General features: G+C 44.7%; 28 protein-coding genes and 1 tRNA gene. 13 read left to right on the forward strand and 16 right to left on the reverse strand.

Annotated elements, in window-relative coordinates:
- Positions 1–251: 251 nt before the first annotated feature.
- The 4 genes from rsmE (at position 252) to ruvX (ending at position 3048) form a co-directional block, all read left to right on the forward strand.
- Entirely contained in the window at positions 252–983 is a 732-nt protein-coding gene (rsmE, locus tag HGO23_RS14265) for a 16S rRNA (uracil(1498)-N(3))-methyltransferase (RefSeq protein ID WP_209027047.1), read from the forward strand.
- A gap of 9 nt (positions 984–992) precedes the next feature.
- Complete coding sequence (gshB, locus tag HGO23_RS14270; RefSeq protein WP_209027048.1) at positions 993–1952, forward strand: glutathione synthase; 960 nt, start codon at positions 993–995, stop codon at positions 1950–1952.
- A 110-nt stretch (positions 1953–2062) separates the two neighbouring features.
- Positions 2063–2626: a YqgE/AlgH family protein gene (locus tag HGO23_RS14275; RefSeq protein WP_209027049.1), complete on the forward strand. Its 564-nt coding sequence runs from the start codon at positions 2063–2065 to the stop codon at positions 2624–2626.
- A complete protein-coding gene (gene ruvX, locus HGO23_RS14280) occupies positions 2626–3048 on the forward strand; it encodes a Holliday junction resolvase RuvX (protein WP_099134418.1) in 423 nt (140 codons plus the stop codon). Before HGO23_RS14275 ends, ruvX begins: the two co-directional genes overlap by 1 nt.
- A 54-nt stretch (positions 3049–3102) precedes the next feature.
- On the opposite strand, the gene HGO23_RS14285 is transcribed toward ruvX, so the two are convergent.
- Entirely contained in the window at positions 3103–4119 is a 1017-nt protein-coding gene (locus tag HGO23_RS14285; RefSeq protein ID WP_209027050.1) for a type IV pilus twitching motility protein PilT, read from the reverse strand.
- 22 nt (positions 4120–4141) lie between these two features.
- Here HGO23_RS14285 and HGO23_RS14290 point away from each other — a divergent pair, with 22 nt between their 5' ends.
- From HGO23_RS14290 to hemW, 5 genes are read left to right on the forward strand one after another with little or no spacing between them, the layout of a single operon-like run.
- Entirely contained in the window at positions 4142–4867 is a 726-nt protein-coding gene (locus HGO23_RS14290) for a YggS family pyridoxal phosphate-dependent enzyme (protein WP_209027051.1), read from the forward strand.
- A 27-nt stretch (positions 4868–4894) separates the two neighbouring features.
- The gene (proC, locus tag HGO23_RS14295; RefSeq protein ID WP_099134421.1) at positions 4895–5716 is read left to right on the forward strand and encodes a pyrroline-5-carboxylate reductase; all 822 of its coding nucleotides are present in this window, start codon (positions 4895–4897) and stop codon (positions 5714–5716) included.
- Positions 5717–5749: 33 nt separating this feature from the next.
- A complete protein-coding gene (locus HGO23_RS14300; RefSeq protein WP_099134422.1) occupies positions 5750–6313 on the forward strand; it encodes a YggT family protein in 564 nt (187 codons plus the stop codon).
- 28 nt (positions 6314–6341) lie between these two features.
- Positions 6342–6935, forward strand: coding sequence for an XTP/dITP diphosphatase (locus HGO23_RS14305; protein WP_099134423.1), 594 nt, complete (start codon positions 6342–6344; stop codon positions 6933–6935).
- Positions 6928–8058, forward strand: a complete 1131-nt coding sequence (gene hemW / locus HGO23_RS14310) for a radical SAM family heme chaperone HemW (protein WP_209027052.1) — start codon at positions 6928–6930, stop codon at positions 8056–8058. Before HGO23_RS14305 ends, hemW begins: the two co-directional genes overlap by 8 nt.
- A gap of 106 nt (positions 8059–8164) precedes the next feature.
- Here the strand turns inward: hemW and HGO23_RS14315 are convergent, their stop codons facing one another.
- The 5 genes from HGO23_RS14315 to trmB form a co-directional block, all read right to left on the reverse strand.
- On the reverse strand, positions 8165–9109 hold the full coding sequence (locus tag HGO23_RS14315) for a siderophore ABC transporter substrate-binding protein (protein ID WP_209027053.1): 945 nt from the start codon (positions 9107–9109) through the stop codon (positions 8165–8167).
- Positions 9110–9234: 125 nt separating this feature from the next.
- Positions 9235–9957, reverse strand: a complete 723-nt coding sequence (locus tag HGO23_RS14320) for a DUF2884 family protein (RefSeq protein ID WP_209027054.1) — start codon at positions 9955–9957, stop codon at positions 9235–9237.
- Positions 9958–10037: 80 nt separating this feature from the next.
- Complete coding sequence (glsB, locus tag HGO23_RS14325) at positions 10038–11009, reverse strand: glutaminase B (protein ID WP_099134427.1); 972 nt, start codon at positions 11007–11009, stop codon at positions 10038–10040.
- 47 nt (positions 11010–11056) lie between these two features.
- A complete protein-coding gene (locus HGO23_RS14330) occupies positions 11057–11383 on the reverse strand; it encodes a YggL family protein (protein WP_099134428.1) in 327 nt (108 codons plus the stop codon).
- On the reverse strand, positions 11383–12102 hold the full coding sequence (gene trmB, locus HGO23_RS14335; protein ID WP_099134429.1) for a tRNA (guanosine(46)-N7)-methyltransferase TrmB: 720 nt from the start codon (positions 12100–12102) through the stop codon (positions 11383–11385). Before trmB ends, HGO23_RS14330 begins: the two co-directional genes overlap by 1 nt.
- A gap of 256 nt (positions 12103–12358) precedes the next feature.
- Here trmB and mutY point away from each other — a divergent pair, with 256 nt between their 5' ends.
- From mutY to HGO23_RS14355, 4 genes are all read left to right on the forward strand, one after another.
- Positions 12359–13399 (forward strand): A/G-specific adenine glycosylase, encoded by a 1041-nt coding sequence (mutY, locus tag HGO23_RS14340; RefSeq protein WP_099134430.1) that lies wholly within the window; start codon positions 12359–12361, stop codon positions 13397–13399.
- Between the two features lie 58 nt (positions 13400–13457).
- Positions 13458–13730: an oxidative damage protection protein gene (locus HGO23_RS14345; RefSeq protein ID WP_099134431.1), complete on the forward strand. Its 273-nt coding sequence runs from the start codon at positions 13458–13460 to the stop codon at positions 13728–13730.
- Between the two features lie 92 nt (positions 13731–13822).
- The gene (mltC, locus tag HGO23_RS14350) at positions 13823–14896 is read left to right on the forward strand and encodes a membrane-bound lytic murein transglycosylase MltC (RefSeq protein ID WP_099134432.1); all 1074 of its coding nucleotides are present in this window, start codon (positions 13823–13825) and stop codon (positions 14894–14896) included.
- Positions 14897–15048: 152 nt separating this feature from the next.
- Positions 15049–15124 (forward strand) — tRNA-Phe (locus HGO23_RS14355).
- A gap of 348 nt (positions 15125–15472) precedes the next feature.
- Here HGO23_RS14355 and HGO23_RS14360 read toward each other — a convergent pair.
- The 10 genes from HGO23_RS14360 to HGO23_RS14400 form a co-directional block, all read right to left on the reverse strand.
- Entirely contained in the window at positions 15473–16480 is a 1008-nt protein-coding gene (locus HGO23_RS14360) for a tyrosine-type recombinase/integrase (protein ID WP_209027055.1), read from the reverse strand.
- Positions 16481–16581: 101 nt separating this feature from the next.
- Entirely contained in the window at positions 16582–17181 is a 600-nt protein-coding gene (locus HGO23_RS19730) for a hypothetical protein (protein ID WP_425330499.1), read from the reverse strand.
- Positions 17117–17593 carry a TraI domain-containing protein gene (locus HGO23_RS19735; RefSeq protein WP_244967811.1) on the reverse strand — a complete coding sequence of 159 codons (477 nt, stop codon included), beginning with the start codon at positions 17591–17593 and terminating at the stop codon, positions 17117–17119. Before HGO23_RS19735 ends, HGO23_RS19730 begins: the two co-directional genes overlap by 65 nt.
- A gap of 227 nt (positions 17594–17820) precedes the next feature.
- Positions 17821–18510: an N-6 DNA methylase gene (locus tag HGO23_RS14370; protein ID WP_209027056.1), complete on the reverse strand. Its 690-nt coding sequence runs from the start codon at positions 18508–18510 to the stop codon at positions 17821–17823.
- 108 nt (positions 18511–18618) lie between these two features.
- Complete coding sequence (locus HGO23_RS14375) at positions 18619–19542, reverse strand: DUF1281 domain-containing protein (RefSeq protein ID WP_099108873.1); 924 nt, start codon at positions 19540–19542, stop codon at positions 18619–18621.
- Between the two features lie 90 nt (positions 19543–19632).
- Positions 19633–19926, reverse strand: coding sequence for a TA system toxin CbtA family protein (locus HGO23_RS14380; RefSeq protein WP_209027057.1), 294 nt, complete (start codon positions 19924–19926; stop codon positions 19633–19635).
- Between the two features lie 31 nt (positions 19927–19957).
- Positions 19958–20500 (reverse strand): hypothetical protein, encoded by a 543-nt coding sequence (locus HGO23_RS14385; protein ID WP_209027058.1) that lies wholly within the window; start codon positions 20498–20500, stop codon positions 19958–19960.
- 118 nt (positions 20501–20618) lie between these two features.
- Positions 20619–21083, reverse strand: coding sequence for an antirestriction protein (locus tag HGO23_RS14390; protein WP_209027059.1), 465 nt, complete (start codon positions 21081–21083; stop codon positions 20619–20621).
- Between the two features lie 103 nt (positions 21084–21186).
- Positions 21187–21771: an antirestriction protein gene (locus tag HGO23_RS14395; RefSeq protein ID WP_244967812.1), complete on the reverse strand. Its 585-nt coding sequence runs from the start codon at positions 21769–21771 to the stop codon at positions 21187–21189.
- A 394-nt stretch (positions 21772–22165) separates the two neighbouring features.
- On the reverse strand, positions 22166–23458 hold the full coding sequence (locus tag HGO23_RS14400) for a DUF6602 domain-containing protein (protein ID WP_209027060.1): 1293 nt from the start codon (positions 23456–23458) through the stop codon (positions 22166–22168).
- Positions 23459–23829 lie beyond the last annotated feature (371 nt).

The following is a 23829-nucleotide window of genomic DNA, read 5'->3' on the forward strand; positions in this document are numbered from 1 at the left end:
CAGAACACGGTGAATACTAAATTCCCGTTCAGCTCATTGGCAATAGGAAATCCATTAAAACAGTCATAATGAAATAAATATGCGAGCCAACTCGCAACTATACATCGGGTTTCTTTTAGTCTGAGAGATAGCTTGATCATGCAATCAGCGCTCATTTATCATGGCGATAAATCAACTTTATGATATAGCGTTAGGCTATATCTGAACTATCTGGAAAGGAACTATCCGGAAAAAAGAAGGAAAGAAAAAATATGCGAATTCCCCGCATCTATCATCCTGAGTCACTCATTGTAGGAACCGTAATCAACCTGAGTGATGATGCTACCAATCATGTTGGCCGTGTGCTCAGAATGAATAGTGGACAACAATTGCAACTCTTTGATGGTAGCAATCAGATTTTTGATACAGAAATTACTGAAGCCAGTAAAAAAGCAGTCAAAGTGCGCATCCTTGCAGGCAAATTGTCTAACTGCGAATCACCATTGGATCTGCATCTGGGGCAAGTCATGTCCCGTGGTGAAAAAATGGAATTCACAATTCAAAAATCCGTTGAATTAGGCGTTAATACTATTACGCCATTACTTTCTGAACGCTGTGGTGTGAAACTGGATGCAGAAAGGCTGGAAAAAAAATTACAGCAATGGAGAAAAATCGTAATTTCTGCCTGTGAGCAATGCGGACGCAATCAGATCCCTGAGATCCGTCCGGTTATGTCACTCGAAGCATGGTGTGCAGAAAACGATAGCAGCCTAAAATTAAATTTACATCCCCGTGCCAGCCAAAGTATCAATACACTGCCATTACCAGTGAAAAAAGTTCGTCTGTTGATTGGCCCAGAAGGGGGATTATCCGACGAAGAAATAGAAATGACGGCAAATCACCAATTTACTGATATCCTGTTAGGCCCTCGCGTCCTGCGGACAGAGACGACGGCACTCACTGCAATTACAGCATTACAAGTGCGTTTTGGTGATCTGGGTTAAGGAGAAAGAATGATCAAGCTCGGTATAGTGATGGATCCAATCTCATCCATCAAAATTAAGAAAGACACTAGTTTTGCCATGCTGCTGGAAGCACAGAAACGCGGATGGGAAATCCATTACATGGAGATGAATGACCTCTATCTGCATCAGGGAGAAGGTCGTGCACGAACCCGTTTACTTACAGTGGAGGAGAACCCTCAACAGTGGTATCAGTTTGGCAGCGAACAGGATATTGCCCTTGATACACTGCATGTTATCCTGATGCGCAAAGACCCTCCTTTTGATACTGAATATATTTACGCTACTTATATTCTGGAAAGAGCTGAAGCCAAAGGCAGCCTGATCGTCAACAAACCACAGAGCCTGCGTGACTGTAATGAAAAACTGTTTACCGCATGGTTCCCCGAATTGACACCAGATACTCTGGTAACACGCAACGCAAAAACTCTGCGTGAATTTCACCAAAAACATGGTGATGTTATCTTTAAACCACTAGATGGTATGGGCGGCGCTTCCATTTTCCGCCTGAAGCAAGATGATCCGAATATCGGTGTGATTATTGAAACCCTGACCGAACATGGTAGCCGCTTCTGTATGGCACAAAATTTTCTGCCAGCCATTAAGGATGGAGATAAACGTGTACTGGTTGTTGATGGCGAGCCAGTGCCTTACTGCTTGGCTCGTATCCCAGCCCAGGGTGAAACCCGTGGTAACCTTGCAGCAGGCGGGCGTGGAGAAGCTCGTCCACTGTCAGAAAGTGACTGGACTATCGCACGCGCAGTCGCTTCTGTCTTAAAAGCGAAAGGTTTAATTTTCGTTGGGCTTGATATCATTGGTGACCGTTTAACTGAAATCAACGTTACCAGCCCAACTTGTGTACGTGAAATAGAAGCCGCTTTTCCTGAAATCTCCATTACAGGCATGTTAATGGATTCGATTGAAAAACGATTGGAAAAACAGACAGTATAATAGGTTAGACAGCTTCCATTGCCTGACAGCATTTGCCATTTATCATGTGAGCCCACATACTGTGTGGGCCAACCCATTCGTACATTGTAAAAATAACTATCAGAAAGCACATGAATCTACAGCATCATTTTCTCATCGCCATGCCTTCGCTCACAGATCCTTATTTCAATCGTTCTGTAGTTTATATCTGCGAACATGATCAAAACGGGGCAATGGGGTTAATTATTAATAAACCGATAGCTCAGATTTCTATTCAAGGGATCTTGAAGAAGTTGGGTATCGCCCCCGGAGACAGAGACGATAATATCAATCTGAATAAGCCTGTAATGGCTGGCGGCCCACTGTCTGAAGAGCATGGTTTTATTTTACACACACCACAACCCGGCTTCAGTTCCAGCATCCAAATCTCTAATGAAACGATGGTTACCACTTCCAAAGATATGTTGGAAGCACTAGGTACACCACGCCAACCGAAAAATGTTTTAATGACTCTTGGATACTCAAGTTGGGAAAAAGGCCAACTGGAAAAAGAAATTATGGAAAATAGCTGGCTTACCGTCAGTGCAGAGGCCTCCATTATTTTCAATACCCCTGTTACCGACCGCTGGCGTGAAGCCGCATCCTTATTGGGAATTAAGATCCACAATCTCGCATTACAAGCAGGACATGCCTGATGAAAAATCGCACAGTGATTGCATTCGATTTTGGTACTCGTAGTATTGGTGCAGCTATCGGGCAGGAAATAACCAGCACAGCCAGAGCATTAGATTCTTTCAAAGCAAAAGAAGGTTCTCCCAATTGGGATATGATTGAAAAGCTCCTCAAAGAGTGGCAACCCGATTTGGTCATTGTTGGCCTGCCACTCAATATGGATGGTACAGAGCAACTGGTTACAGCACAGGCACGCAAATTTGCTAACCGTTTACACGGTCGTTTTGGCATCCAGGTTGAGCTACACGATGAACGCCTAACCACGGTAGAAGCACGATCTCACCTGTTTGATCATGGTGGATATCGCGCTCTTGATAAAGGCAAAGTTGATTCCGCTTCTGCTGTCGTCATTCTGGAAAGCTGGTTTGAGCGACAGTATTCATAGCCAAAAACAGCGATCACTGTGAATTCTGGTCATGATGAATTTTCCATCATGCCATTATTCCACTAGCAACCCCGACGATTTGCGCTGTTGGCGGCTTTGCTCGTAAGTTTGCATACCGCAGGCAGATCCTGTCTGCATTAATGTTGCTATCTGGTGATTTTTTCCTTCCCTGATCAAATGGCTGACTGCCTGGTTGACGACTAGAACTTCATAAATAGCCACCCTGCTTTCGTTTTTAGCAGGAAGCAATTGTTGGGCAATGACCGACTTTAAACTACCCGCCAGTTGACTGCATATCCATCCCTTTTCGTCAGCAGAAAAAACATCCACCAGACGATCTATGGCCTGAATTGCCCCACGAGTATGTAGTGTTGACAGAACCAAGTGTCCGGTTTCAGCGGCTGTCAATGCTAATCGGATCGTTTCCTTATCGCGCAATTCCCCTAGCAAGATCACATCAGGATCTTGCCGTAACGCCCCTTTTAATGCAGTTTGATAATCCGGCACATCTTTCCCGATTTGCCTTTGCTGTATTAAACAGTTTCGGCTGCGGTGTACAAATTCTATCGGATCTTCCAACGTGACAATGTGTTTTCTGACGTGATTGTTAAGAGCATTAATCATCGCTGACAATGTCGTCGATTTACCGCTTCCGGTTGCTCCTGTCACTAATATCAAGCCATTTTCTGTCAGATTGTTTTCTTCCTGTAAAATAAGGCGTTGGATAACCTCTGGAGCATATAGTTGTTCCAACGTCGGGCACTTATCAGGAATTAACCGTAGCACCAATGAAATATGATCTTGTTGATAGAATAGATTTCCCCTTAGCCGCCGTTTATCCGACATTTCTAAGACAAAATCGACATGCCCGACTATCTGTAACTGTTGCTGCTGTTCTTCGGACAATACTGCTTTGCTCCATGCCATGATGAAGTTACCATCAATTTCTGATAGTTGTGTTTGTGGATACAACATATCATTGATGCGCAAAATTGGTACTTGCCCGACACAAAGATGCAGATCGGAAGCATTATGCTTTACACTAAGGGCCACTAATTTTTCCATATTCATTTTTTAATCTCCTGAGTTTCTTATGCACAATATCGAACAAAATCTTCACGATGTCAGGAACCACATCATCCTTGCGGCTCAAAAATGCGGACGCTCTCCAGAAGAAATTACGTTACTTGCAGTCAGTAAAACCAAACCTGTGGAAGCTATCGCAAAAGCTATAGCTACAGGCCAACGGGAATTTGGTGAGAATTACGTTCAGGAAGGTATTGAAAAAATTCAACAGCTTGCTAACCACGACGATTTAGTGTGGCACTTTATCGGCCCTTTGCAGTCTAATAAAAGCCGTCTGGTAGCCGAACATTTTGACTGGTGTCATACCATTGACCGTTTGAAAATCGCCCAGCGCTTGAGCGAACAACGACCTAAAAGCATGGCCCCACTGAATGTCCTGATCCAAATTAATATCAGTGGGGAAAGCAGTAAGTCAGGTATTCTTTTGGAAGAACTGGAGGAACTGGAGGAACTGGCAGCAATTATCAACTCCCTGCCTAATCTGGTATTGCGTGGTTTGATGGCTATCCCTGCACCAGAAAGTGATTCTGAACGACAAACAGACGTTTTTCGCGAAATGGAACAAGCGTTTATTAAATTAAAGGCACAATATCCACAAATAGATACACTTTCTATGGGAATGACTGATGATATGGCAGCAGCTATAGCTTGTGGCTCAACTTTAGTACGCATTGGAACAGCAATTTTCGGTGCCCGCCAATATAGCTCTGCCAAATTAACTGAACAAAATTAACCAGATAATATTCGAGGCAATTTCTTCATGGAAAATAAAAAAATCACCTTTATCGGCGCTGGAAATATGGCTCATGCCATCATCGCCAGATTGGTCAAAAAAGGTTATCCTGCCGAACTTATCACTGTCTGCTCACCAAGTACGACTCGCCGTGATGTTTTGGTTGAAAAGTATGGCATTAACAGCCAAAGTGATAATATTCGCTATGCCCAAGAGGCAGATGTTATTGTGTTAGCAGTTAAGCCTCAAATGATGAAAGAAGTTTGTGGCCCCTTGCGTTCACAGGTAAATCTCGACCAAAAACTCGTTCTTTCCATTGCTGCCGGTATTCCTGTTTCCCGCTTTTACTCATTTCTGCAAGATAATCTCAATATTATCCGTATTATGCCAAATACCCCTGCTCTGATTGGACAAGGGATCAGCGGAATGTTCGCTCCTGAACAGGTCAGCGAGTCTGATCGCCAATTTGCTGAATCATTGATGAATAGTGTCGGTAAAGTCTGCTGGGTGGAGGATGAGGATCGTATCAACAGTATTATTGCGGTTGCAGGAAGTGCCCCGGCTTATTTCTTCCTGTTTATGGAATCGATGCAACAGGAAGCTGAACGTCTGGGCTTCGACAGCCAGACAGCCAGAGAACTTGTCCTGCAAACGGCCATTGGTTCAGCTAAACTTGCTGAATCACAGGCAGAACTTCCTTTTTCTCTCCTGCGCGAACAGGTAACATCTAAAGGGGGAACAACCGCCGAAGCATTACGTATTTTTTACGAAGGCGATCTGCCGGAAATTGTATCCCAAGCCATGCAGGGAGCAATCCGCCGGGCACAAAAAATGGAAAAATTATTTTAAATCAATCAAATATAATTTAATCAGGGCTGTTACATGCAATTCTTAAACTTTCTCCTTTTTACGGTTCTGGACTTATATATCGCAGTTTTACTGCTTCGGGTCTGGATGCAATGGGCGCGTTGCGATTTTTATAATCCATTCTCACAATTTATCGTCAAAATCACCCAATTTGTGGTACGCCCATTGCGTAGAGTCATCCCCGCTATTGGTCCCATTGATACAGCATCAGTTGTTTTAGCTTACTTGCTTGTCCTTATCAAAATGTTACTACCTTTCTGGTTAGCAGCAGGACAATTCTTACTGCCTTCTGCCATGATATTCCTGATCGGGCTAATCGAACTGCTTACCGCTGCCGGAAAATTGGTATTTTGGCTTGTCATCGTCCGTGCATTATTGAGTTGGATCAGCCAGGGACGTAATCCTGTTGATTATGTTCTGTTCCAACTGACAGAACCACTGATGGCGCCGATCCGTCGAATTATCCCTGCAATGGGAGGGATCGATTTCTCAGCCATGATTGTTATATTGATCCTATATGCGCTAAATGCTCTCCGATATGATGTTTTGGCGTGGTTAGTTCCGACCTTAATTGGTTAATAAATAATAAGTTAATTGGATAATAACAATGCAGAAAGTTGTTCTCGCAACGGGAAATGCTGGCAAAGTACGTGAACTGGCCGATTTGCTGGCTGACTTTGGTTTAGCTATCGTAGCCCAAACTGAATTGGACGTGGACTCGGCGGATGAAACAGGTCTGACCTTTATTGAAAATGCTATCATCAAAGCTCGCCATGCCGCGGCTGTCACAGGTTTACCCGCTATTGCTGACGATTCAGGGCTATCAGTCAATGCGTTAGATGGTGCTCCGGGCATCTACTCGGCCCGTTATGCGGGAACAGATGCTTCCGATCAAGATAATCTGGAAAAATTGCTAGAAGCTATGCGCGATGTTCCTGATGAACAACGCCAAGCACAATTTAATTGTGTTCTGGTCTATTTACGTCATGCAGAAGATCCAACACCCCTGGTTTTCCACGGTCGCTGGTCTGGTGTTATCACCCAGGAGCCTGCTGGAAGTGGTGGTTTTGGTTATGATCCCATTTTTTATGTACCAGAATTTGGCTGTACAGCAGCAGAGCTGAGTCGTGAGCAAAAAAATGCTGTTTCACATCGTGGGCAAGCCTTAAAAATGCTGTTGGAAGCTATGCGTAATGCTTAAATTACCACCACTTAGTCTCTATATTCATATTCCCTGGTGTGTACAGAAGTGCCCTTATTGTGATTTCAATTCACATGCGTTAAAGGGGGATGTACCACATCAGGAATATGTCGAACATCTACTGGCTGATTTACGTAATGACCTGCCGATGGTTGATGGTCGTGAGATATCGACGATATTTATCGGCGGTGGTACACCCAGCTTACTAAGCGCTGTAGGGATGCAACGATTTCTTGATGGAGTCAGAGATTCACTGCCACTTTCCCCACAAGCAGAAATTACAATGGAAGCTAATCCGGGAACCGTTGAAGCTGATCGTTTCAGTGCCTATCAACAAGCGGGTATTAACCGGATTTCAATAGGGGTACAGAGCTTTGGCTCTGATAAACTGATCCGTTTAGGGCGTATCCACGGCCCGGAAGAAGCTAAACGGGCGGCACGATTAGCGGATGGGCTTGGATTACGTAGTTTCAATCTGGACTTGATGCACGGTTTGCCTAACCAGACATTGGATGAAGCGCTGAACGATTTGTGCCAGGCCATTGAACTTTCTCCCCCCCATCTGTCCTGGTATCAGTTGACGATTGAACCCAATACCAGTTTCGGTTCCCGCCCACCAATTCTGCCAGATGATGATGCACTATGGGATATCTTCTCTCAAGGTCACCAATTATTAACATCGGCAGGCTATCAGCAGTATGAAACATCAGCATATGCCAAACCCGGCTATCAATGTCAGCATAATCTCAATTACTGGCGTTTTGGCGATTACTTGGGAATTGGCTGTGGTGCGCATGGAAAGATCTCGTTTGCTGATGGGCATATCTTGCGTACAGTGAAAACCAAACATCCGCGCGGCTATATGCAGGGGCGTTATTTGGATCAACAAAATCAGGTGGATAATGAAGATCGTCCATTTGAATTTTTCATGAACCGTTTTCGTCTGCTGGAAGCAATGCCACGGCAAGATTTCAGCCATTTTACTGGATTACCAGAAAACGCTATCCGTCCACAAATTGATAAGGCGCTGGCGAAAAGCTATATCACTGAAAGCGATACACACTGGCAAATTACTAAACACGGCAAATTATTCCTAAATTCACTGTTGGAATTGTTCCTGTAGAAAACTGTTCTTGCAGAAAACCATTCTGGTAAAAATAAGGCTGCACCTGAAACCAAAGGAGCAGCCTTATTTGATCATGTAAGAGAAAATAGATTAGTGTGTATAATTACAACGCATCAGCAACAGCATTAACCTGACGTGTCAAACTATCTAACCCACCACCAGACAGATACCATAAATCAGATTGCAGATAGACTATTTTGCTATTTTTATAAGCATTCGTTGATTTCACCTGTTCAGTTTCAAACTGAGATTTTGTCAGTTCCCCTGCCCCAATCGCTTTACTGCGATCGATAATAAAAATCACATCAGGATTTGCCTGCGCAATCATTTCTGGTGTAACAACTCGGCTCTTATCGTTATCTGATTTAGGCGGCAATTCTGCACGTTGTGTTTTTATCACATTGTAAACAATTGCTTGATTATTCGGATATAATTCACCAGCATTGTGCAATAAAACCAGTGCCTTACTATTTGACGATTTTGCTTTTTTCTGCGCTACCGCAATGGTTTTCTCCAAATCAGCCAAATGAGTTTTCACGGCATCCTGTTTATTAAATAATTCACCTAATAATTTAATGTTACTTTCCACGGATGGCAGGTAGTTTTTACTGTCCGTACTTAAATCTACAGTTGGTGCAATTTTTGATAAACGATCATAAAAAGATCTCTGACGCCCAGTTATAACAATCAAATCCGGTTTGATTTCAGCCATTCTTTCCAAATCCGGTGATTTCATTCCTCCGGCATCATACATATTTTCAGATATGCTACTGCGCACATACTCAGGCAAGCTTTCCTCAGGCAATGCAATAACACGTTCAGCTAACCCTAACTTTGCCATGGAATCGTAAGTACCAAAATCAAATAAGACCACTCTTTCAGGGCTTTTTTTGACCTTAGTTTCACCGGAAAGATGTTTTATTGTGACATACTCACCAGACTGAACTATTACTGAATTTGGCGTAAATGTTTCGGATTGCTGGCTAAATGCGGAATGACTAGTGACAGAGAACAATGAGGCTAAAACAATTGGCAGGATCTTTTTCATTGTGGCACCTGAATTAATCATGTGAATAAAGAAGTGATTTGCATTCTAGGGGCCAAACATAGGATGTCAATCAAATAAGAATCAATTTCATATTGATTCTTATTTGATATAGAGCGTATTGTGATTTAGTTAATGTAATTCAAAAGGTTGGTACGTAACTGTTCCAGCTTATCAGCTTTATTACACACCTCTCCTCTAAAGCGTTTCAGCTCTTTTTCCTGTTTTTTCCATTCTGCGTCAAAGTCATTTTGTGCACCTCCCAATCCACCAAGGAGAGACATTAACATCTGTTTGCCGTCACCATTCTGATTACTCGTCTTACGGCTCATTTCATTAATACTGTCCTGCAAAATACCGCCTAAACTCTGTTGGATAAGGTTCTGCCCTTCCGTTTCTACCTGTTTGACTGCCTGATAATTAAAGGTAATACCATTGGGGCGGGTTTCCAGTACCTTATCAATTTGCTTATTCAGGCCAGATTCCAATTGGCTCAAGCGGACACGAATATTGCTATCCTTTCCCATTGTTTCAGCAACAACTTGATCCAGTGCCTGACGCGCGCCTGCCAAATGACTTAAAGCCGCCTTCTTCACCCAGGGTAAATCCTGACGGACAAGCTGCTGATACTGTTTCGCTTTGCTACATTGATCAGCATTCAGCGACAATGCCTTATCATTGCGAAACACAGAGCCATCAGGCAGAATTTTCAGGTTGCCATTTTCACCAATCATCTGGACAGATTCTGGTGTAACAATAATGTCATCTTTAAGTGTTGTCCGGCATTCTGAACCCGCTTGTACCTGAGCAACAAATAACAGCGATGCAGCCATCACAATTTTTCGTAACATATATTCTCCTGGTATCCTCGGCTTTGCGATCCCTTACTCATCATCATGGGGCTTCCGCAATTATCTGCTAAGGTTTCAAATTAAAAAATAGAACGCCCGATACGTCCGGCTAATTTTTCCAGCGCTGCGCAACCTGCCAAAGAGTTGCCCGAACGATCCAGTTCAGGAGCCCACACCGTGACAGTGAATTCCCCCGGAACCACACAGACAATTCCTCCGCCAACACCCGATTTTCCGGGCATACCGATCCTGAAAGCAAATTCACCTGAACCATCATACATACCGCACGTCAACATAAGGGCATTAATCTGTCTAGTTTGTCGGAGACTTAAAATTTGCTGACCGGAATCTATCATTCGCCCTTGGTTAGCCAAGTAAATAAAACACTGAGATAACTCAACACAATTCATTTTCAGGGCGCAGTACTGAAAATAAGTTTTCAGAACAGTGAGCACATCATTTTCAAAATTACTGAATGACTTCATCAAGTAAGCAATTGCGGCATTACGGCTGGAGTGTTCCATCTCTGAGCGGGCAACAATATCATCATAGCCAATAACTTTTTGCCCTGTGAGGCTGCGTACAAACTCCAGCATTCTACGCTTAGGCGCACTCAAACGTGATTGCAGCATGTCACAGATAACTAATGCTCCTGCATTAATAAAAGGATTACGGGGAATACCTTTTTCCAATTCCAACTGCACTAATGAGTTAAATGGTTGTCCCGAAGGCTCTGTACCTACCCGTTGCCAGATGTCTTCTTCCTTATAACGTGTCATTGCCAATGTCAGACTTAACACCTTGGAAATGGATTGGATGGAGAAACGTTTTTCTGCATCTCCTGCTTTAAAAACCTGCCCATCAACCGTACAAATAGCCATCCCAAAATTATTTACCGGAACTTCTGCCAGAGCGGGAATGTAATCTGCTACTTTTCCTTGGCCAATCAAAGGGCGTACTTCATCTAAGATATCTGCCAATAACGAATTAGAGAACCTTACCTTCACCACTTTTTCTCCAGACAAAAAAGGGCTCACAAGGAGCCCCTGCATACAGCGTTGTTAATTGTGTAAAACACGATTTTTAATGCAACAGCAAATCAATCCCACCACACATCAAATAGTTCTGATGTAACAACCCCTTCCATACCACAATCTTTCAACCAGTTAGCAACCAGCTGACGATGTTCTTCCGTACATTTACCGATTTTCTGCAAGCAGATCATTCCTTCCCACTGCAAATAACCGCTGGCATCCAGAGCAAGGCCATTTGGCTCGATTAGCTCTTCAATCAAAGCAGCAACTGTGCTATCTACAACCTCAACTGAGGTATTGGCTGGGAAGTTCCACTTTACTGAAAAACCCAATTCCTGAAACTCATCAATACGCAGTTTTTTACGCAGACGACGACTACGATTTTTAGCCATTATTTTACCCTCTCGAACATTAGATCCCATACACCATGCCCTAAACGATGACCACGCACCTCGAATTTAGTAACAGGGCGTGAATCAGGGCGTGGTACAAAATCACCACTTTCCGATATGTTGCGATACCCTTCAGCTTCGCTCATAACTTCTAACATATGTTCAGCATATGGCTGCCAGTCCGTCGTCATATGGAATACACCGCCAATTTTCAGTTTTCTTCTGATCAGTTGAGCAAAACCAGGCTGCACAATTCGACGTTTGTTATGACGGGCTTTATGCCATGGATCAGGGAAGAACAACTGAACCATTTCCAGACTTTGTTCCGGGATCATATTTTCCAGCACTTCAATAGCATCGTGACACATCACACGCAGATTGCTAAGATTTTCATCTTGTGCGGAAGCCAGACACGCACCGACTCCCGGAGCATGAACCTCGATCCCGAAAAAATTTTTCTCTGGGTTCTGATTTGCCATCATGACCAGAGAAGCCCCCATACCAAAACCAATTTCCAACACAATAGGGGCAGCACGACCAAACAGTTCTGCCATATCATGCAATTCTGGCTGATAATCTACTCCCATCTTCGGCCACACATTATCAAGTGCTTGCTGCTGACGACTCGTTAACCGTCCCTGCCGACGCACAAAACTGCGGACACGGCGCAAAGCCCTGCCATCTTCATCATATTCCGGTGAAATTACGTTATTTATCATGGTACTGTCTATTGGTACTTTCTATCAGTTTTAAAGGTATTTGCTCAGGCGTCTGAGGCGTTATGTACCGCAGGATTGCCCAAAGAGAGCGCAATTATGCAAAGATGGCTGAGTTTATCAAGTTCGATGCCTGTAAGCACAACTTTAATGTTAAATTGTGTGGCGCTTCGAAACAAAGTTCGGGTTTACACTGAGGTTACACTATGTTGCAATCCTGTTCACGAAACTATTATCAGATATAAAGACAATTATTCTAATGATGGAAGCAGAGCAATTTTCACAAGCAGTACTTGAATGGTATCACCGTTATGGTCGCAAGACATTACCGTGGCAGTTAGAAAAAACATCCTATCACGTCTGGCTCTCAGAAGTGATGCTGCAACAAACACAGGTCGCGACAGTTATACCCTATTTCCAGAAGTTTATTTCACGTTTCCCTGATGTGGCATCACTGGCAGCAGCACCATTGGATGAAGTTCTGCATTTATGGACTGGCTTGGGGTACTACGCACGAGCCCGTAATTTGCACAAAGCGGCTCAACAAATTGTTGAACGGCATCATGGAAAACTCCCGACTACTTTTGATGACGTCGTTGCTCTGCCCGGTGTCGGCCGCTCTACCGCAGGTGCCATCCTTTCGCTTTCTCAAGGAAAACACTTTCCTATCCTTGATGGCAATGTTAAGCGCGTTCTGGCTCGCTGCTATGCCGTTGATGGTTGGCCGGGAAAAAAAGAGGTGGAAAACCAATTATGGGATATCAGTACCCGCGTTACTCCCAACCTGAATGTTGAATATTTTAATCAGGCGATGATGGATTTGGGAGCGATGGTATGCACCCGTAGTAAACCCAAATGTGAAATTTGCCCTCTCAATGCAGGCTGCATCGCTTATGCCAACCACAGCTGGGCAAACTATCCGGGGAAAAAACCGAAACAGAGTATTCCTGAAAAAACAGCTTACTTTTTATTGATGCAGCATGGCGATACAGTTTGGTTAGAACAACGCCCACTATCCGGCATCTGGGGCGGACTATTTGCATTCCCGCAATTTACTGATGCAACTTCACTGGAACTGTGGCTGAAAGCATCGGGTATTTCTCATAACAAGCCTGAACAGTTAACAGCATTTCGCCACACATTCAGCCATTTTCATCTGGATATCGTCCCCATTAAAATTGATATTTTATCTTTTGATTCCTGCATGGATGAAAGTAAAGGACTTTGGTATAACTTACGCCAGCCAGCAACGATTGGATTAGCTGCACCCGTTGAGTACCTTTTGCAGCAGTTGGGCTAAACTTTGCCCCACTATTTTTTGCTCCATTCCATTATTTTGAGGATTAAGAGGATTTAGCATGAGCAGAACTATTTTTTGTACTTTTTTGCAACGAGAAGCAGAAAGCCAAGATTTTCAGTTATATCCAGGGGAACTGGGAAAACGTATTTTCAATGAAATTTCTAAAGAGGCATGGCAACAATGGATGAGCAAACAAACCATGCTGATTAATGAAAAGAAATTAAACACTATGAACCCAGAAGATCGCAAATTACTTGAACAAGAAATGGTGAAATTTCTGTTTGAAGGGAAAGATATTCAAATTGACGGTTACACTCCGCCAGAAAGATAATCTTTAACATCTATTATTTATTGGGTGAAACTAGGATCTAAAAATCACCCAATAAATGAGAATTTACCCTATATACCCAACGGCATCATAAAATGAAAAGACTGCTGGCACTACTTCTGCTCACCCCACTTCTAATTTCCTGTTCTAGTAAACAAGATATTGAATACAAAGAAGAGTATATAAAAGATACTAATGGCTTTGATATCTTAATGGGGCAATTCGCTCATGACATTGAAAATATCTGGGGATTACAAGAAGTTTTAATCGCTGGCCCTAAAGATTACGTAAAATATACAGATCAATATAAAACCCGCAGCCATATTAATTTTGAAGCGGGGACGATCACTATTGAAACAATATCTCCTATTGATCCTACTGAATATTTACGCAGGGCGATTGTAACAACATTGTTGATGGGGGATGATCCAGGTTCTATCGATCTTTATTCTGATTCTAATGATATCGAGATTAGCAAAGAACCATTTCTATATGGACAAGTTTTGGATAACACGGGTGAACCAATTCGTTGGGAATGGAGAGCAAACCATTTTGCCAATTACCTGCTCCAGAATAAATTACAGAAACGTCAATCAGGGCTACATGTAATTTGGTCTGTCACCATGCAGTTAGTTCCTAACCATCTGGACAAACGAGCTCATAAATATCTGTCAATGGTTCGCAAAGCATCTATTAAATATGGTGTTGATGAATCGCTAATCCTTGCCATTATGCAAACAGAATCCAGTTTTAACCCTTACGCCGTCAGCCATGCCGATGCACTGGGATTAATGCAGGTCGTTCAACATACTGCCGGAAAGGATGTATTCAAGATGCAGGGTAAATCTGGTCAACCAAGCCGCAATTATCTTTTTGATCCTGCAAATAACATTGATGCGGGCACCGCCTATCTGGCGATATTACAGAGTATCTATTTAGGTGAAATCCAAAATGCAACCTCTCGTCGCTATGCGGTTATCACAGCATATAACGGTGGTGCGGGCAGTGTATTAAGGGTATTTTCCAGTGATAAGAAGAAAGCTGCTCAAATAATCAACTCAATGGCTTCGGGCGATGTTTATGAGACACTGACAAATAAACATCCATCGGCTGAATCACGCCGTTATTTGATGAAAGTAAATAATGCACAGAAAAGCTATCGTCGATAATTAATCACCACAAACAAAGGGTGGAAAGGAATTTGTCTTTCCGCCCTTTGTTTATATTTATAACTAATTGAGCAAATTGGAAGCACTTAAATAAATTTATGCAGAAAGTCATTGACGAATTGGGCTTAATACGGTTTAATGCGTCCCCGTTAGCCCGGATAGCTCAGTCGGTAGAGCAGGGGATTGAAAATCCCCGTGTCGGTGGTTCGATTCCGCCTCCGGGCACCAAGATTTTAAAGCTAATTTGTTGAATCTTATCAGATAATTAACAAATAAGTTAAAATTTAGGGCTGTTAATTCAATGTTAAACAATTGATCGCCTAATTTGCACACTCAATGTTTAAGAAAGCCGTAAATAATGAATACAGGGTGCCTGCATTTGCAAGCACTCTTTTTTCATTTAAAATAATGATTTCAGTAATTGATTCTGATGTCAAGTAAGGGAAAAACTTTACGGGATGCCGGATCGGTATTAGCCATTTTTCATACCATCGATATTGATGCAGGGCCGTACACTAAGACCTCCACTTCCTAATCCTGTCTGAGGCCTGCCCTGTCTTTTTTTCCCTGATATCCTTACACCGAAATATCCAGATATATCGCCAGTTCATTCTCCAGCGTTTTACCCGCGATTTCCATATCGATATCAATATATTCCAGGGTGGTTGCCAGACTACGATGACCCAGCAAACACCTGACCAGCTGCAAATTACGATCCGGTGCTTTCATCAGCTCTGTTGCCAGTGTATGACGAAAACGGTGAGGCGAGACCGCAAAACCACACTCTTTCGACAACCGATTGAAAAAAGAACGAATATGCTGCCTTTCTTTATCGTGATCATACTGGTAACTGGCCATCCGCCCGTGATGACGAAAACTCAGACGGGTTAAATCAAACAGCGGATCATCATCTTTCGCCCCACAGGCTCTCGCCTGTTCAAGGAGTTGCGCCAGCCGGGGTTTAAGCTGCCGGATCATCGGTATCCGCCACTCACTGTGATTTTTACTGCCCTCGACGCGCAATACAATATAATTGCCATCCAGGTTGATATCCCGTAATCGCAGGTGCAGTAACTGGTTCTGACGCATGCCCGTCAGCCGGAACGTATCCAGCACCGTCAGCCAATACCCGGTCGGGTATAAAGCACAACGCCCTCCCCGGGGAGCAACCTGTGTTCGCTCTTCTTCCCCATACTGCCCCATCAGCAGGTAGAGACGGGTTATCTGGACTTTACTCAGAATTTTCTTCTTTTTCTTCTCTTTTTTCACCGCCGCATTGCTAAACGGGTTCTCGGTAAATGGCAGCAGTTTCCTGTCCATTACGAAGTTAAAAATGGCCCGCAGGTGGGCCACCTTATTGTTCCAGGTATGGCTCGACTGTTTTTTCTCCATCAAAAGATGACGCCGCCACCGTAGCACATCCCGGTGAGTGACCTGTTCCGGCAACACCGTTTCTCCCATAAACTGGATAAAGACCCGGGTAACTTTGCGATAACTCCACTCGGTGGCCGGTCGCAACATATGTGAAAAAAAGTACTCTTCCAATAACTCATCCCAACTGATTTTTTCTGCGGCAGGCAACATGTTATTTTTTCCTTAATATATTAAATAAATCATGACACTCAATTGTTCATAAACTGTTTTATGGAAATACAAGATATAAATAATCAGTTAAACTATTTACATTACAATAATGTATTGTGGTTATCTTTTCTGGCAACATTTTCTTTATCCGATACAGACTGTTTGGCGAATTTCGAGCCGTGATGATGATTTTTTGCCTTCTCCTGATGAGAGGACCCATGACCGGATTGAAATAAAGACAATAACGTCTGGGTATCACTCTCGCCGGATGGCTCAGATGCCGGTGCCATTTCTAATGGGAAATCCGGAGAAGCCTGGCCAGGTTCAGGTGATACCCCAGCGACATCAGACAATTCTGCAGAATTCCCCGGTTTCAATAAAGGCGACTCCACCTGTCCGGCGGCTTCCTGAAGTAATTCATCAATCAACGGTACAGAGGATGAATGGCCACCAAGATGCAATGTCAGACAGGTCCATGCGTCCGGTACCAGAAACAACCAGGTCACCGCGGCTTCCGGCAGTAAACGGGCTGCCATCATGGCGTTCAGTGGCACAGACAAATCTGGCCGGGACGACCGGAACCGGAAACGAAAGCGACGGTCTGGCGTCCACAATCCCGGCTGCCAGTCATGCCTATCATCCAGCTCCCCTTCCAGGTGCTGCAACAGGGGCAGGTGGTAAAATAATGCCGTCCAGAACACAACCGCCTGCCATAGCAGGCTCTGGGCAGCCTGAGTTTCCGGGGCTGCCCCGGGGGGGTAACAGATGTCCCTTCGCCAGCCGCACGGCACAGGTGGTAAACTTTAGCGTCAGGTCAGCAAAATTCCCGCTGCCCGACCAGTTACCTTCCGGTGTTGCCGGCACCTGTTGGACACGGCTCAGCAATTGCTTCACCGGTGCGAGATAAAAACGCTGATACAGCCCTTCGGGCAAGGCAGTGTTTTGCCATAATTGCTGAAGATACTGACGGCGCTGGGAGGTTGCCAGTAACTCGTCAGCCGATTGCGGCCGGAAATAGCCCCGGCTGTCACGAATGGCCTCCGGTTGTTGTTCGGATGATTTTTGCGGTGTGGCAGACTGGCGGGCAAAATGCGATTTAAAACGCTGAAACATGGCTTTTCCTCTTTCGGTTCAAATTGGGCTCAGTGTCGGTGAATCCCGGTCTGAAACAAGGAAAAACTCTTTTTGCGGAAATGAAAATTAAACTGACTCGATTCACCCACCGACTCGCTTATCGGATCACCTTAATTTTCACTATAAATCAATATATTAAAACTACTCGAAAATAAGAAAGCGCCCCGAAAGGCGCATTAGAGTAACAGAACAGAGGCTGAAAAAATTCAGGCGGCCTGTGGCTGCTGATGCGCCCGTAAACGGTTCGACCAGTTACCCAGATAATGGGCCGGCGTGTAACGTGTCCGTTTGCTGCCGCCATCATCCAGCGCATTGCCGACAGTGACCGCTGCCGGAATGCCGGCCAGAGAAAGCTGGACGTAAGCCATCACCGCGGCCAGCGGATCAATATCAATCGCTGACACCCACAGGCTGCATAACGGATCATGTCCCTGCTCTCTCAAGACGTCGGCAGCGGCCAGTGTCATACAGCCCGCCCCACAAGCCGGCTCGTACAGGGTCACAAAGGGTTTCTCCTGCAAGCGTGCGGAAACATCCTGCAACTGTATCTCCGCCATCATTCTGACGACACTCCAGGGCGTAAAGAACTGCTGAAGGTGTTTATTCCCCAGCTCCAGCCGCATAAACACCGTGCCGAGAAAATCGCCGGGCGCTTCTGCCAGTGCCAGCACGGTAGTGGAAAAGAGTTTTACAATCCGGTCAACATCTTCCCGCGCATATTTCCTGATGGTTTTCAGATAAAACTGCTCCAGCTCCTCACTGAAACAATATTTATTGTGAATGGCCGCCATTGCGCAGTGACAAAAATCCCGGAAGACCTGATAACGAGGCTGATAGCGGGCGGTTTGATTAAACAGCGAGATAAATTCCTGTTGGTAATCGGTACGAGACGCCATGGCGTGTTTTCCTTGTCGCATAAAAATAGGGAAAACACGCCCCGGAAGGGGAACGTGCTTCCCCCTTCGGTTGAAGTGAAAATAAAGAATAAGGTACTGAACAAATCGCTACTGTCCGACAGCAATCGCCGGCAGTGCCTGACTGATTTCGGGTTGTTCACCGTTAACCAGATAGAGTGCAGGCCGGTTTTCGCGTCCGGGTAAGCCGTTACCGCTGTCTACATGCTCACCCTGATCATAACAATCGTAGCCTTTGAGGCTTCCTGACGGTTCGCTGTACCAATGGCGGATCTCGCAATCAAACATCGCTGACAGTTCCCCCATCAGTTCCGCAGAGGGCGGTGCCCACGGTGAATCAAAACGCACGGTTAAGCTGCTGACATTACGCCGTTCCCAGCGGACATGGTGACCGAACGGCCATTCCAGCCCGTAGTGCTCGTCGTAGAACTGTACGGTGGAGGCAATGCCTTTCAGCAATCCGCTGCTGCCGTTAATCTCGGTCGCTAACCGGGTCGGCATGATCATCAGCATATCGCAGGGCTGGGCGGATGTCGGAGACACATTCAGCCTGTCCCAGCAGGCGCCGGTATCGGGACTATCAGACCAGCTCACCATACCGAACCAGTCGGTATACTGGCGGATCAGGAGTGATGCGATAATCTCACGCGCCGGTTCCGGAATATTTTCCCAGCGCAGCAGACTTAAGCCCGACTGACGGTACAGATGGTCGATACGTTTAATGGTGTCGCCGGTTAGCAGCGCATTATCCTGTAACAACATCAGCCACTGCTCAAAGGCCAGATGTTGCGCAGTCGGTGCCGCAGTACCTCGTATCAGCGCCGGATAAGGCGCGTAAGTCAGGGGTTTGGTGGGTTTCAATATCCCGGCGCACCCGGCCAGAAACAGCCGCAGACTCTGCAAGACTGCCTGACGGTAACGGGGCGCTTCTTCGCCACAGACCCATTGCTGCATCACATCGATACAAACGGATTTGCCGGTGATGTCCAGTTGATTCGTGATCCACTCTGCCATGGTTAAGTTCCTCTTGATTGATAATGTTAAATAAAGGAGGAACTGTCCCGGCGGGGAGTCAGTTCCCCCGTTGGGTAAGTAAAAAAGGATTTAGTGACTATCCGGTTTTAAAATATCAGCCAGCTGACTGTCGAAAGTGACCATCAGTTCGTCATGCACCTCCAGGTAAGGCGTACTGTGCGTGATGACCGGAGCATTCAGCCGGGTTAAATCGTACTTATCGACTAATTCGTTAATGGCCTCAGAGGGTCGGATGCCGTTTTGTATCAGTTCAGCGACCGTGTCTGTTTCACACAGCGCCGTGTCCTCCAGGTTCAGGCCAAAATGACGCTTCAGCAGCGTACCGGCAATCACCTGCCAGACGGTTAAACGTAAAGGTGCCATAGTCATACCTCATGTGTTCATACCTCATGTGTTAAACGCTGACTGTCGTGCCGTGCCGGAGAATATCCTGCACTTCACGGCACTGTTGGTAACAGGGCGAAACCGCATGCAGCGACAATAAATGCGCCTTATGCCATAATGCCCGGGCAGCCTCTGTATTCTGCCACCCCTGCTCAAGCACGGCTGACTGACACAACTGCTGCTGTTGCTTTTCCAGTAACAGGCGTTCTGATGCCCGTGTCACCGGCTGCGCCCAGACAATCTCGTCATAAAACCGGCCACCGAGCACTTTTCTGTCCCCGGCGTCATAAATCATCACGGTCAGCGGGAAAAAAACGCCCTGCGTTTGATGAGATAACGTTTCCGGCACCGGCCAGTCACCCAGTAAATGGATAACTTTCAGGCGCTGCACCGCTTCGGTTACCGAGGCTGCTTCGCACACGGTCAGGGTTTCTTCCCGCAGTGATTGCCTCGCTTGCGGGTGTTGCATCAGGCCAGTGACCTGCACGGTAAAAATGTCTTCATGGAATGTCGTACCGGCTTCATCTGATGCCGGTAAAAAAATCGGGTTCATCGGTATTTCCTTGACTGGAGGTCAAATAAAAAAACACCCGCCCGATGCCGGGAAGGTGTTTTCGGTTCCCTGGTCAGGCGCTTAAGAAAAGGGTTAACAGCATCACGGGCTGATAACGTTAGTGAGAGTGATTATTTTGATTTTCGATTAATGACGGGCTGATAAAGTCCTCGTGGGGTCCCAATGTCATGACTGACCCTATCAGAGCGTTTTCCGGATGCTGATTCACATATTCCCGCAATTCGCGAAACCGACAGGCATCCGCATTCGGTTCATTCAGTACCGCGATACGGGCAAGCACGATTGACGTCACCGCCAGCCCGAAGGCATCAGCAGACAACGTGACGGTTAACGCACTGTCCGGCAGACAGACAGAATAGGTGGCGGCGGATGTCGGCACCAGATAAGTCAGCTGTTCAGAAACATCCCGCCTGTCCCAGTATTCATACTGATATTCACCACATAACTGTGAGGCGGTATTGGCAATCAGAAACCCCAGAAACAACCGCTCCAGCGGTTTTTTGCCGGGAAATGCCGCAGACAGCGCAGGACTGTCCAGCATGATAAATTCACTTTTTTGCATCATGTTCTCCTGTCAATAAAAAAGACGGAGAACACCCTGCCCGACGGGAAAAATGTTCCCCGTCCGGGTGACTGGCATCGTGCCAGGGTAGATTAAATTATCGTCATGCTCCCGCTAAACCTAAAGCCGCCCGAATACACGGGGCCTGGGGATGTTGCAGCGCGTATGCCCGCAAATCACAAAACCGTTCAGCGACTTCATCCTGCTTCATCAGTGCCGTCAGATAGCCAAGTACGCTCAGGGTGACCATCAGCCCGAACGTATCCGCGGATACTTCGCCGTTAAAGTCAGTGGTCTCGATTTTGACTCCATACGTGTCAGCGCGTGTCGGCACAGCATAGGCAATGTTGTCCGACACTTTCCGGCACTGCCATGTATCACACCGGTAATCTTCACACAGCGTGACCGCCGCTTTAATGACCGTGTGTTCCAGCAGTATCAGTTCAAGGGGGCTGCTTCGCGGAAAGACGTCCGCAAAAGGGGACAATTCAGACGCCGGTACAGCATGCACCGTTGTCCTGGTTTCGTTTTGTTGCATTGTGGACTCCTTAAAAACAACGGAGAACACCTTGCCCGACGGGAAACGTATTCCCCGTTGGGTGGCTGGCGTCATGCCAGGGTGGATTAAATAACCTTCATCATCAATAAAGATGATATCTGCTTCCAAAGGTGGGCAGATGTACCACACAGTGTGTGCTCCCTTGCAGGCTACGGGAGTATTCGTGTCGCTGCCCGAAGGCGATCCTCACAAGCGACCGGATCATTGATAAGTCTGATTACGCTAACCAATGGGAACAGTACGATCAAGCGGTAATTCATTTTCTGATACTGAAAATAATGTCAGAAACGTGAAGTTACTCACTTGAATTGATTAGAGTACACTCTACCAACGCCAATTTCAGGGTATAACCAGATGCGCTAACTCGCTTCTGGATAGGAGTAAGTTAGGGTAAGGAACAGAATTAACTCCATATATTGAGGCGTGGACATTCTGCCACCAAACCCAGTCCATTACACCCTAAACACGAGACTCCCCTCTGAACTTGGTACGTCAGCCATTGAGAGTCACATTAAATACTCTGTCATAATCTTCTTTTCAGCCAAGCCTCGAAGCGTCCTGAGCTATTTTCTGCAATAACAAAACGACCATCAGGTAATACTGCTGTAATAAGATTTTCAGCGTTTAACGATAGAAATTCACCATCAAATGAAGCAAGATTAGTTGAAGTAATTTCATTTACACACTTACTGACACTTTCAAATTCTCTCTCAGCGAATTCTATAAAATCAGGTTTTTTAGTACACACATTACTTTGCGTTAATTGGCAAAATATAGTATATATAGAAGATGGTATTTCTACCGGTTTCCATTCCACTGATGACTCTCTTGATTCAAGAATATCTTTAGATAGCACATCATATTTAAGCATCCAGCCACCTTGATCTTCATTTATCACTGGTTTGGCTCTTAGAAATTCGTTTAACCTCTCAATCTCGATATCATCTCCCCAAGGCATACCTATATCGAATTCAAACGACAACTTTGTCCAAATTAATTCAAGCATAAGCAATACTGGATTCGCCTTGCTTGACATCATAAAATCCCAATATCCATCTCTCATTGGAGACAAGTACGGTCTACCATTACTTTTAACTAATGAGTGCTTTCCACATATAATCAATTGTGGAAAAGATGGAACTCCATAACCTTCACCTTTTTTTCCTTTTCCTTTTTCTTCTGCTTTTTCTTCAAGAAATTTAATAAGCCCTTCTCGCAAAGCAAATTCAGAAGAAAAACCATCATATCCAAGGACAATTTTGACAGGCATTAATTGCTCCATAAAAACTGTGGTGTAGATTAGTTCATTTTCTTGAGTAAGGGTTTCTCTGTCATGATAACTTGGAGCAGTAACACCTGTAATTTGTGAGAAGGTTTTGTAAGAAGGAGATAAATCTATTGTTTTATTTTCCTCATGTTTTCCCTCAAAAAGGTAGTTGAAGTAACTTTCAGTCACCTGTCTTAATTTATAAAATGAGTTGATAAGATCTTTTGAGTACAAGTTTTTCTTTACTTCAAATACAACCAACACATCTTTGACATGCCATTTATACGAGTTGGTATACGGAATTTTCTCTCCTTCACCACGTACTAGCATACAATCCATTTGACCCGATAAAAATTTATCACCATCAGTTACAAACCCATCTACGATTTGTAAATTGAGCTGTGGTGGAATTGCTCGATTCAATAGCTCAGTAGATAATCCTTCATACATATCTCCGATTGTTGGACCATGCTTCAACTCATACGTATTTAGCTTGGCAGTCTCTTCGTTCATGAAAGCTTGCAGCAGTTCCGCAATATTTTTTATCATGTGTGTCTACCCCAATTAAAATATTAGATTTATCTATATTGACAGCAAAAGCATCACTTTTTTCGTTAAAACGTAACGGTGCTTTTTACGTTGATTTTGTTGGTTTTCTTGCTTGGTCTTGACAAATTTACGAGCAAAGTGCGCAGCCACAGCTATCTGCATAATGGTATGTATAACTGATTAATAAATCGATTTGTTTCATGCGACTAACATGGACAAATATGAATAAGCAATACACAAATTGAATTAGAGATGCTCAATAAATCGATATAACTGACGTCAATACAAAGTATGTTTAACTCACTTCGGGGCAAAAATCAGTTAGAGATAGATAAATGAATGGTTAGCCAAATATAAGATTAAGCTGTATT

The organism is Xenorhabdus budapestensis (genome assembly GCF_017743015.1).
GTDB lineage: Bacteria > Pseudomonadota > Gammaproteobacteria > Enterobacterales > Enterobacteriaceae > Xenorhabdus > Xenorhabdus budapestensis.

Excerpts from the sequence above, each read along its gene's own strand:
- HGO23_RS14360 (WP_209027055.1), bottom strand. The coding sequence starts at position 16,480 with ATGTTGCCTGCCGCAGAAAAAATCAGTTGGGATGAGTTATTGGAAGAG.
- HGO23_RS14330 (WP_099134428.1), bottom strand. The coding sequence starts at position 11,383 with ATGGCTAAAAATCGTAGTCGTCGTCTGCGTAAAAAACTGCGTATTGAT.
- HGO23_RS14285 (WP_209027050.1), bottom strand. The coding sequence starts at position 4,119 with ATGAATATGGAAAAATTAGTGGCCCTTAGTGTAAAGCATAATGCTTCC.
- hemW (WP_209027052.1), top strand. The coding sequence starts at position 6,928 with ATGCTTAAATTACCACCACTTAGTCTCTATATTCATATTCCCTGGTGT.
- HGO23_RS14320 (WP_209027054.1), bottom strand. The coding sequence starts at position 9,957 with ATGTTACGAAAAATTGTGATGGCTGCATCGCTGTTATTTGTTGCTCAG.
- ruvX (WP_099134418.1), top strand. The coding sequence starts at position 2,626 with ATGAAAAATCGCACAGTGATTGCATTCGATTTTGGTACTCGTAGTATT.
- HGO23_RS14345 (WP_099134431.1), top strand. The coding sequence starts at position 13,458 with ATGAGCAGAACTATTTTTTGTACTTTTTTGCAACGAGAAGCAGAAAGC.
- HGO23_RS14400 (WP_209027060.1), bottom strand. The coding sequence starts at position 23,458 with ATGATAAAAAATATTGCGGAACTGCTGCAAGCTTTCATGAACGAAGAG.
- gshB (WP_209027048.1), top strand. The coding sequence starts at position 993 with ATGATCAAGCTCGGTATAGTGATGGATCCAATCTCATCCATCAAAATT.
- HGO23_RS14375 (WP_099108873.1), bottom strand. The coding sequence starts at position 19,542 with ATGGCAGAGTGGATCACGAATCAACTGGACATCACCGGCAAATCCGTT.
- HGO23_RS14315 (WP_209027053.1), bottom strand. The coding sequence starts at position 9,109 with ATGAAAAAGATCCTGCCAATTGTTTTAGCCTCATTGTTCTCTGTCACT.
- HGO23_RS14305 (WP_099134423.1), top strand. The coding sequence starts at position 6,342 with ATGCAGAAAGTTGTTCTCGCAACGGGAAATGCTGGCAAAGTACGTGAA.
- glsB (WP_099134427.1), bottom strand. The coding sequence starts at position 11,009 with ATGCAGGGGCTCCTTGTGAGCCCTTTTTTGTCTGGAGAAAAAGTGGTG.
- HGO23_RS19735 (WP_244967811.1), bottom strand. The coding sequence starts at position 17,593 with ATGTTTCAGCGTTTTAAATCGCATTTTGCCCGCCAGTCTGCCACACCG.
- proC (WP_099134421.1), top strand. The coding sequence starts at position 4,895 with ATGGAAAATAAAAAAATCACCTTTATCGGCGCTGGAAATATGGCTCAT.
- HGO23_RS14290 (WP_209027051.1), top strand. The coding sequence starts at position 4,142 with ATGCACAATATCGAACAAAATCTTCACGATGTCAGGAACCACATCATC.
- HGO23_RS14390 (WP_209027059.1), bottom strand. The coding sequence starts at position 21,083 with ATGCAAAAAAGTGAATTTATCATGCTGGACAGTCCTGCGCTGTCTGCG.
- trmB (WP_099134429.1), bottom strand. The coding sequence starts at position 12,102 with ATGATAAATAACGTAATTTCACCGGAATATGATGAAGATGGCAGGGCT.
- HGO23_RS14370 (WP_209027056.1), bottom strand. The coding sequence starts at position 18,510 with ATGGCGTCTCGTACCGATTACCAACAGGAATTTATCTCGCTGTTTAAT.
- rsmE (WP_209027047.1), top strand. The coding sequence starts at position 252 with ATGCGAATTCCCCGCATCTATCATCCTGAGTCACTCATTGTAGGAACC.
- mltC (WP_099134432.1), top strand. The coding sequence starts at position 13,823 with ATGAAAAGACTGCTGGCACTACTTCTGCTCACCCCACTTCTAATTTCC.
- HGO23_RS14300 (WP_099134422.1), top strand. The coding sequence starts at position 5,750 with ATGCAATTCTTAAACTTTCTCCTTTTTACGGTTCTGGACTTATATATC.
- mutY (WP_099134430.1), top strand. The coding sequence starts at position 12,359 with ATGATGGAAGCAGAGCAATTTTCACAAGCAGTACTTGAATGGTATCAC.
- HGO23_RS14275 (WP_209027049.1), top strand. The coding sequence starts at position 2,063 with ATGAATCTACAGCATCATTTTCTCATCGCCATGCCTTCGCTCACAGAT.
- HGO23_RS14380 (WP_209027057.1), bottom strand. The coding sequence starts at position 19,926 with ATGGCACCTTTACGTTTAACCGTCTGGCAGGTGATTGCCGGTACGCTG.
- HGO23_RS14385 (WP_209027058.1), bottom strand. The coding sequence starts at position 20,500 with ATGAACCCGATTTTTTTACCGGCATCAGATGAAGCCGGTACGACATTC.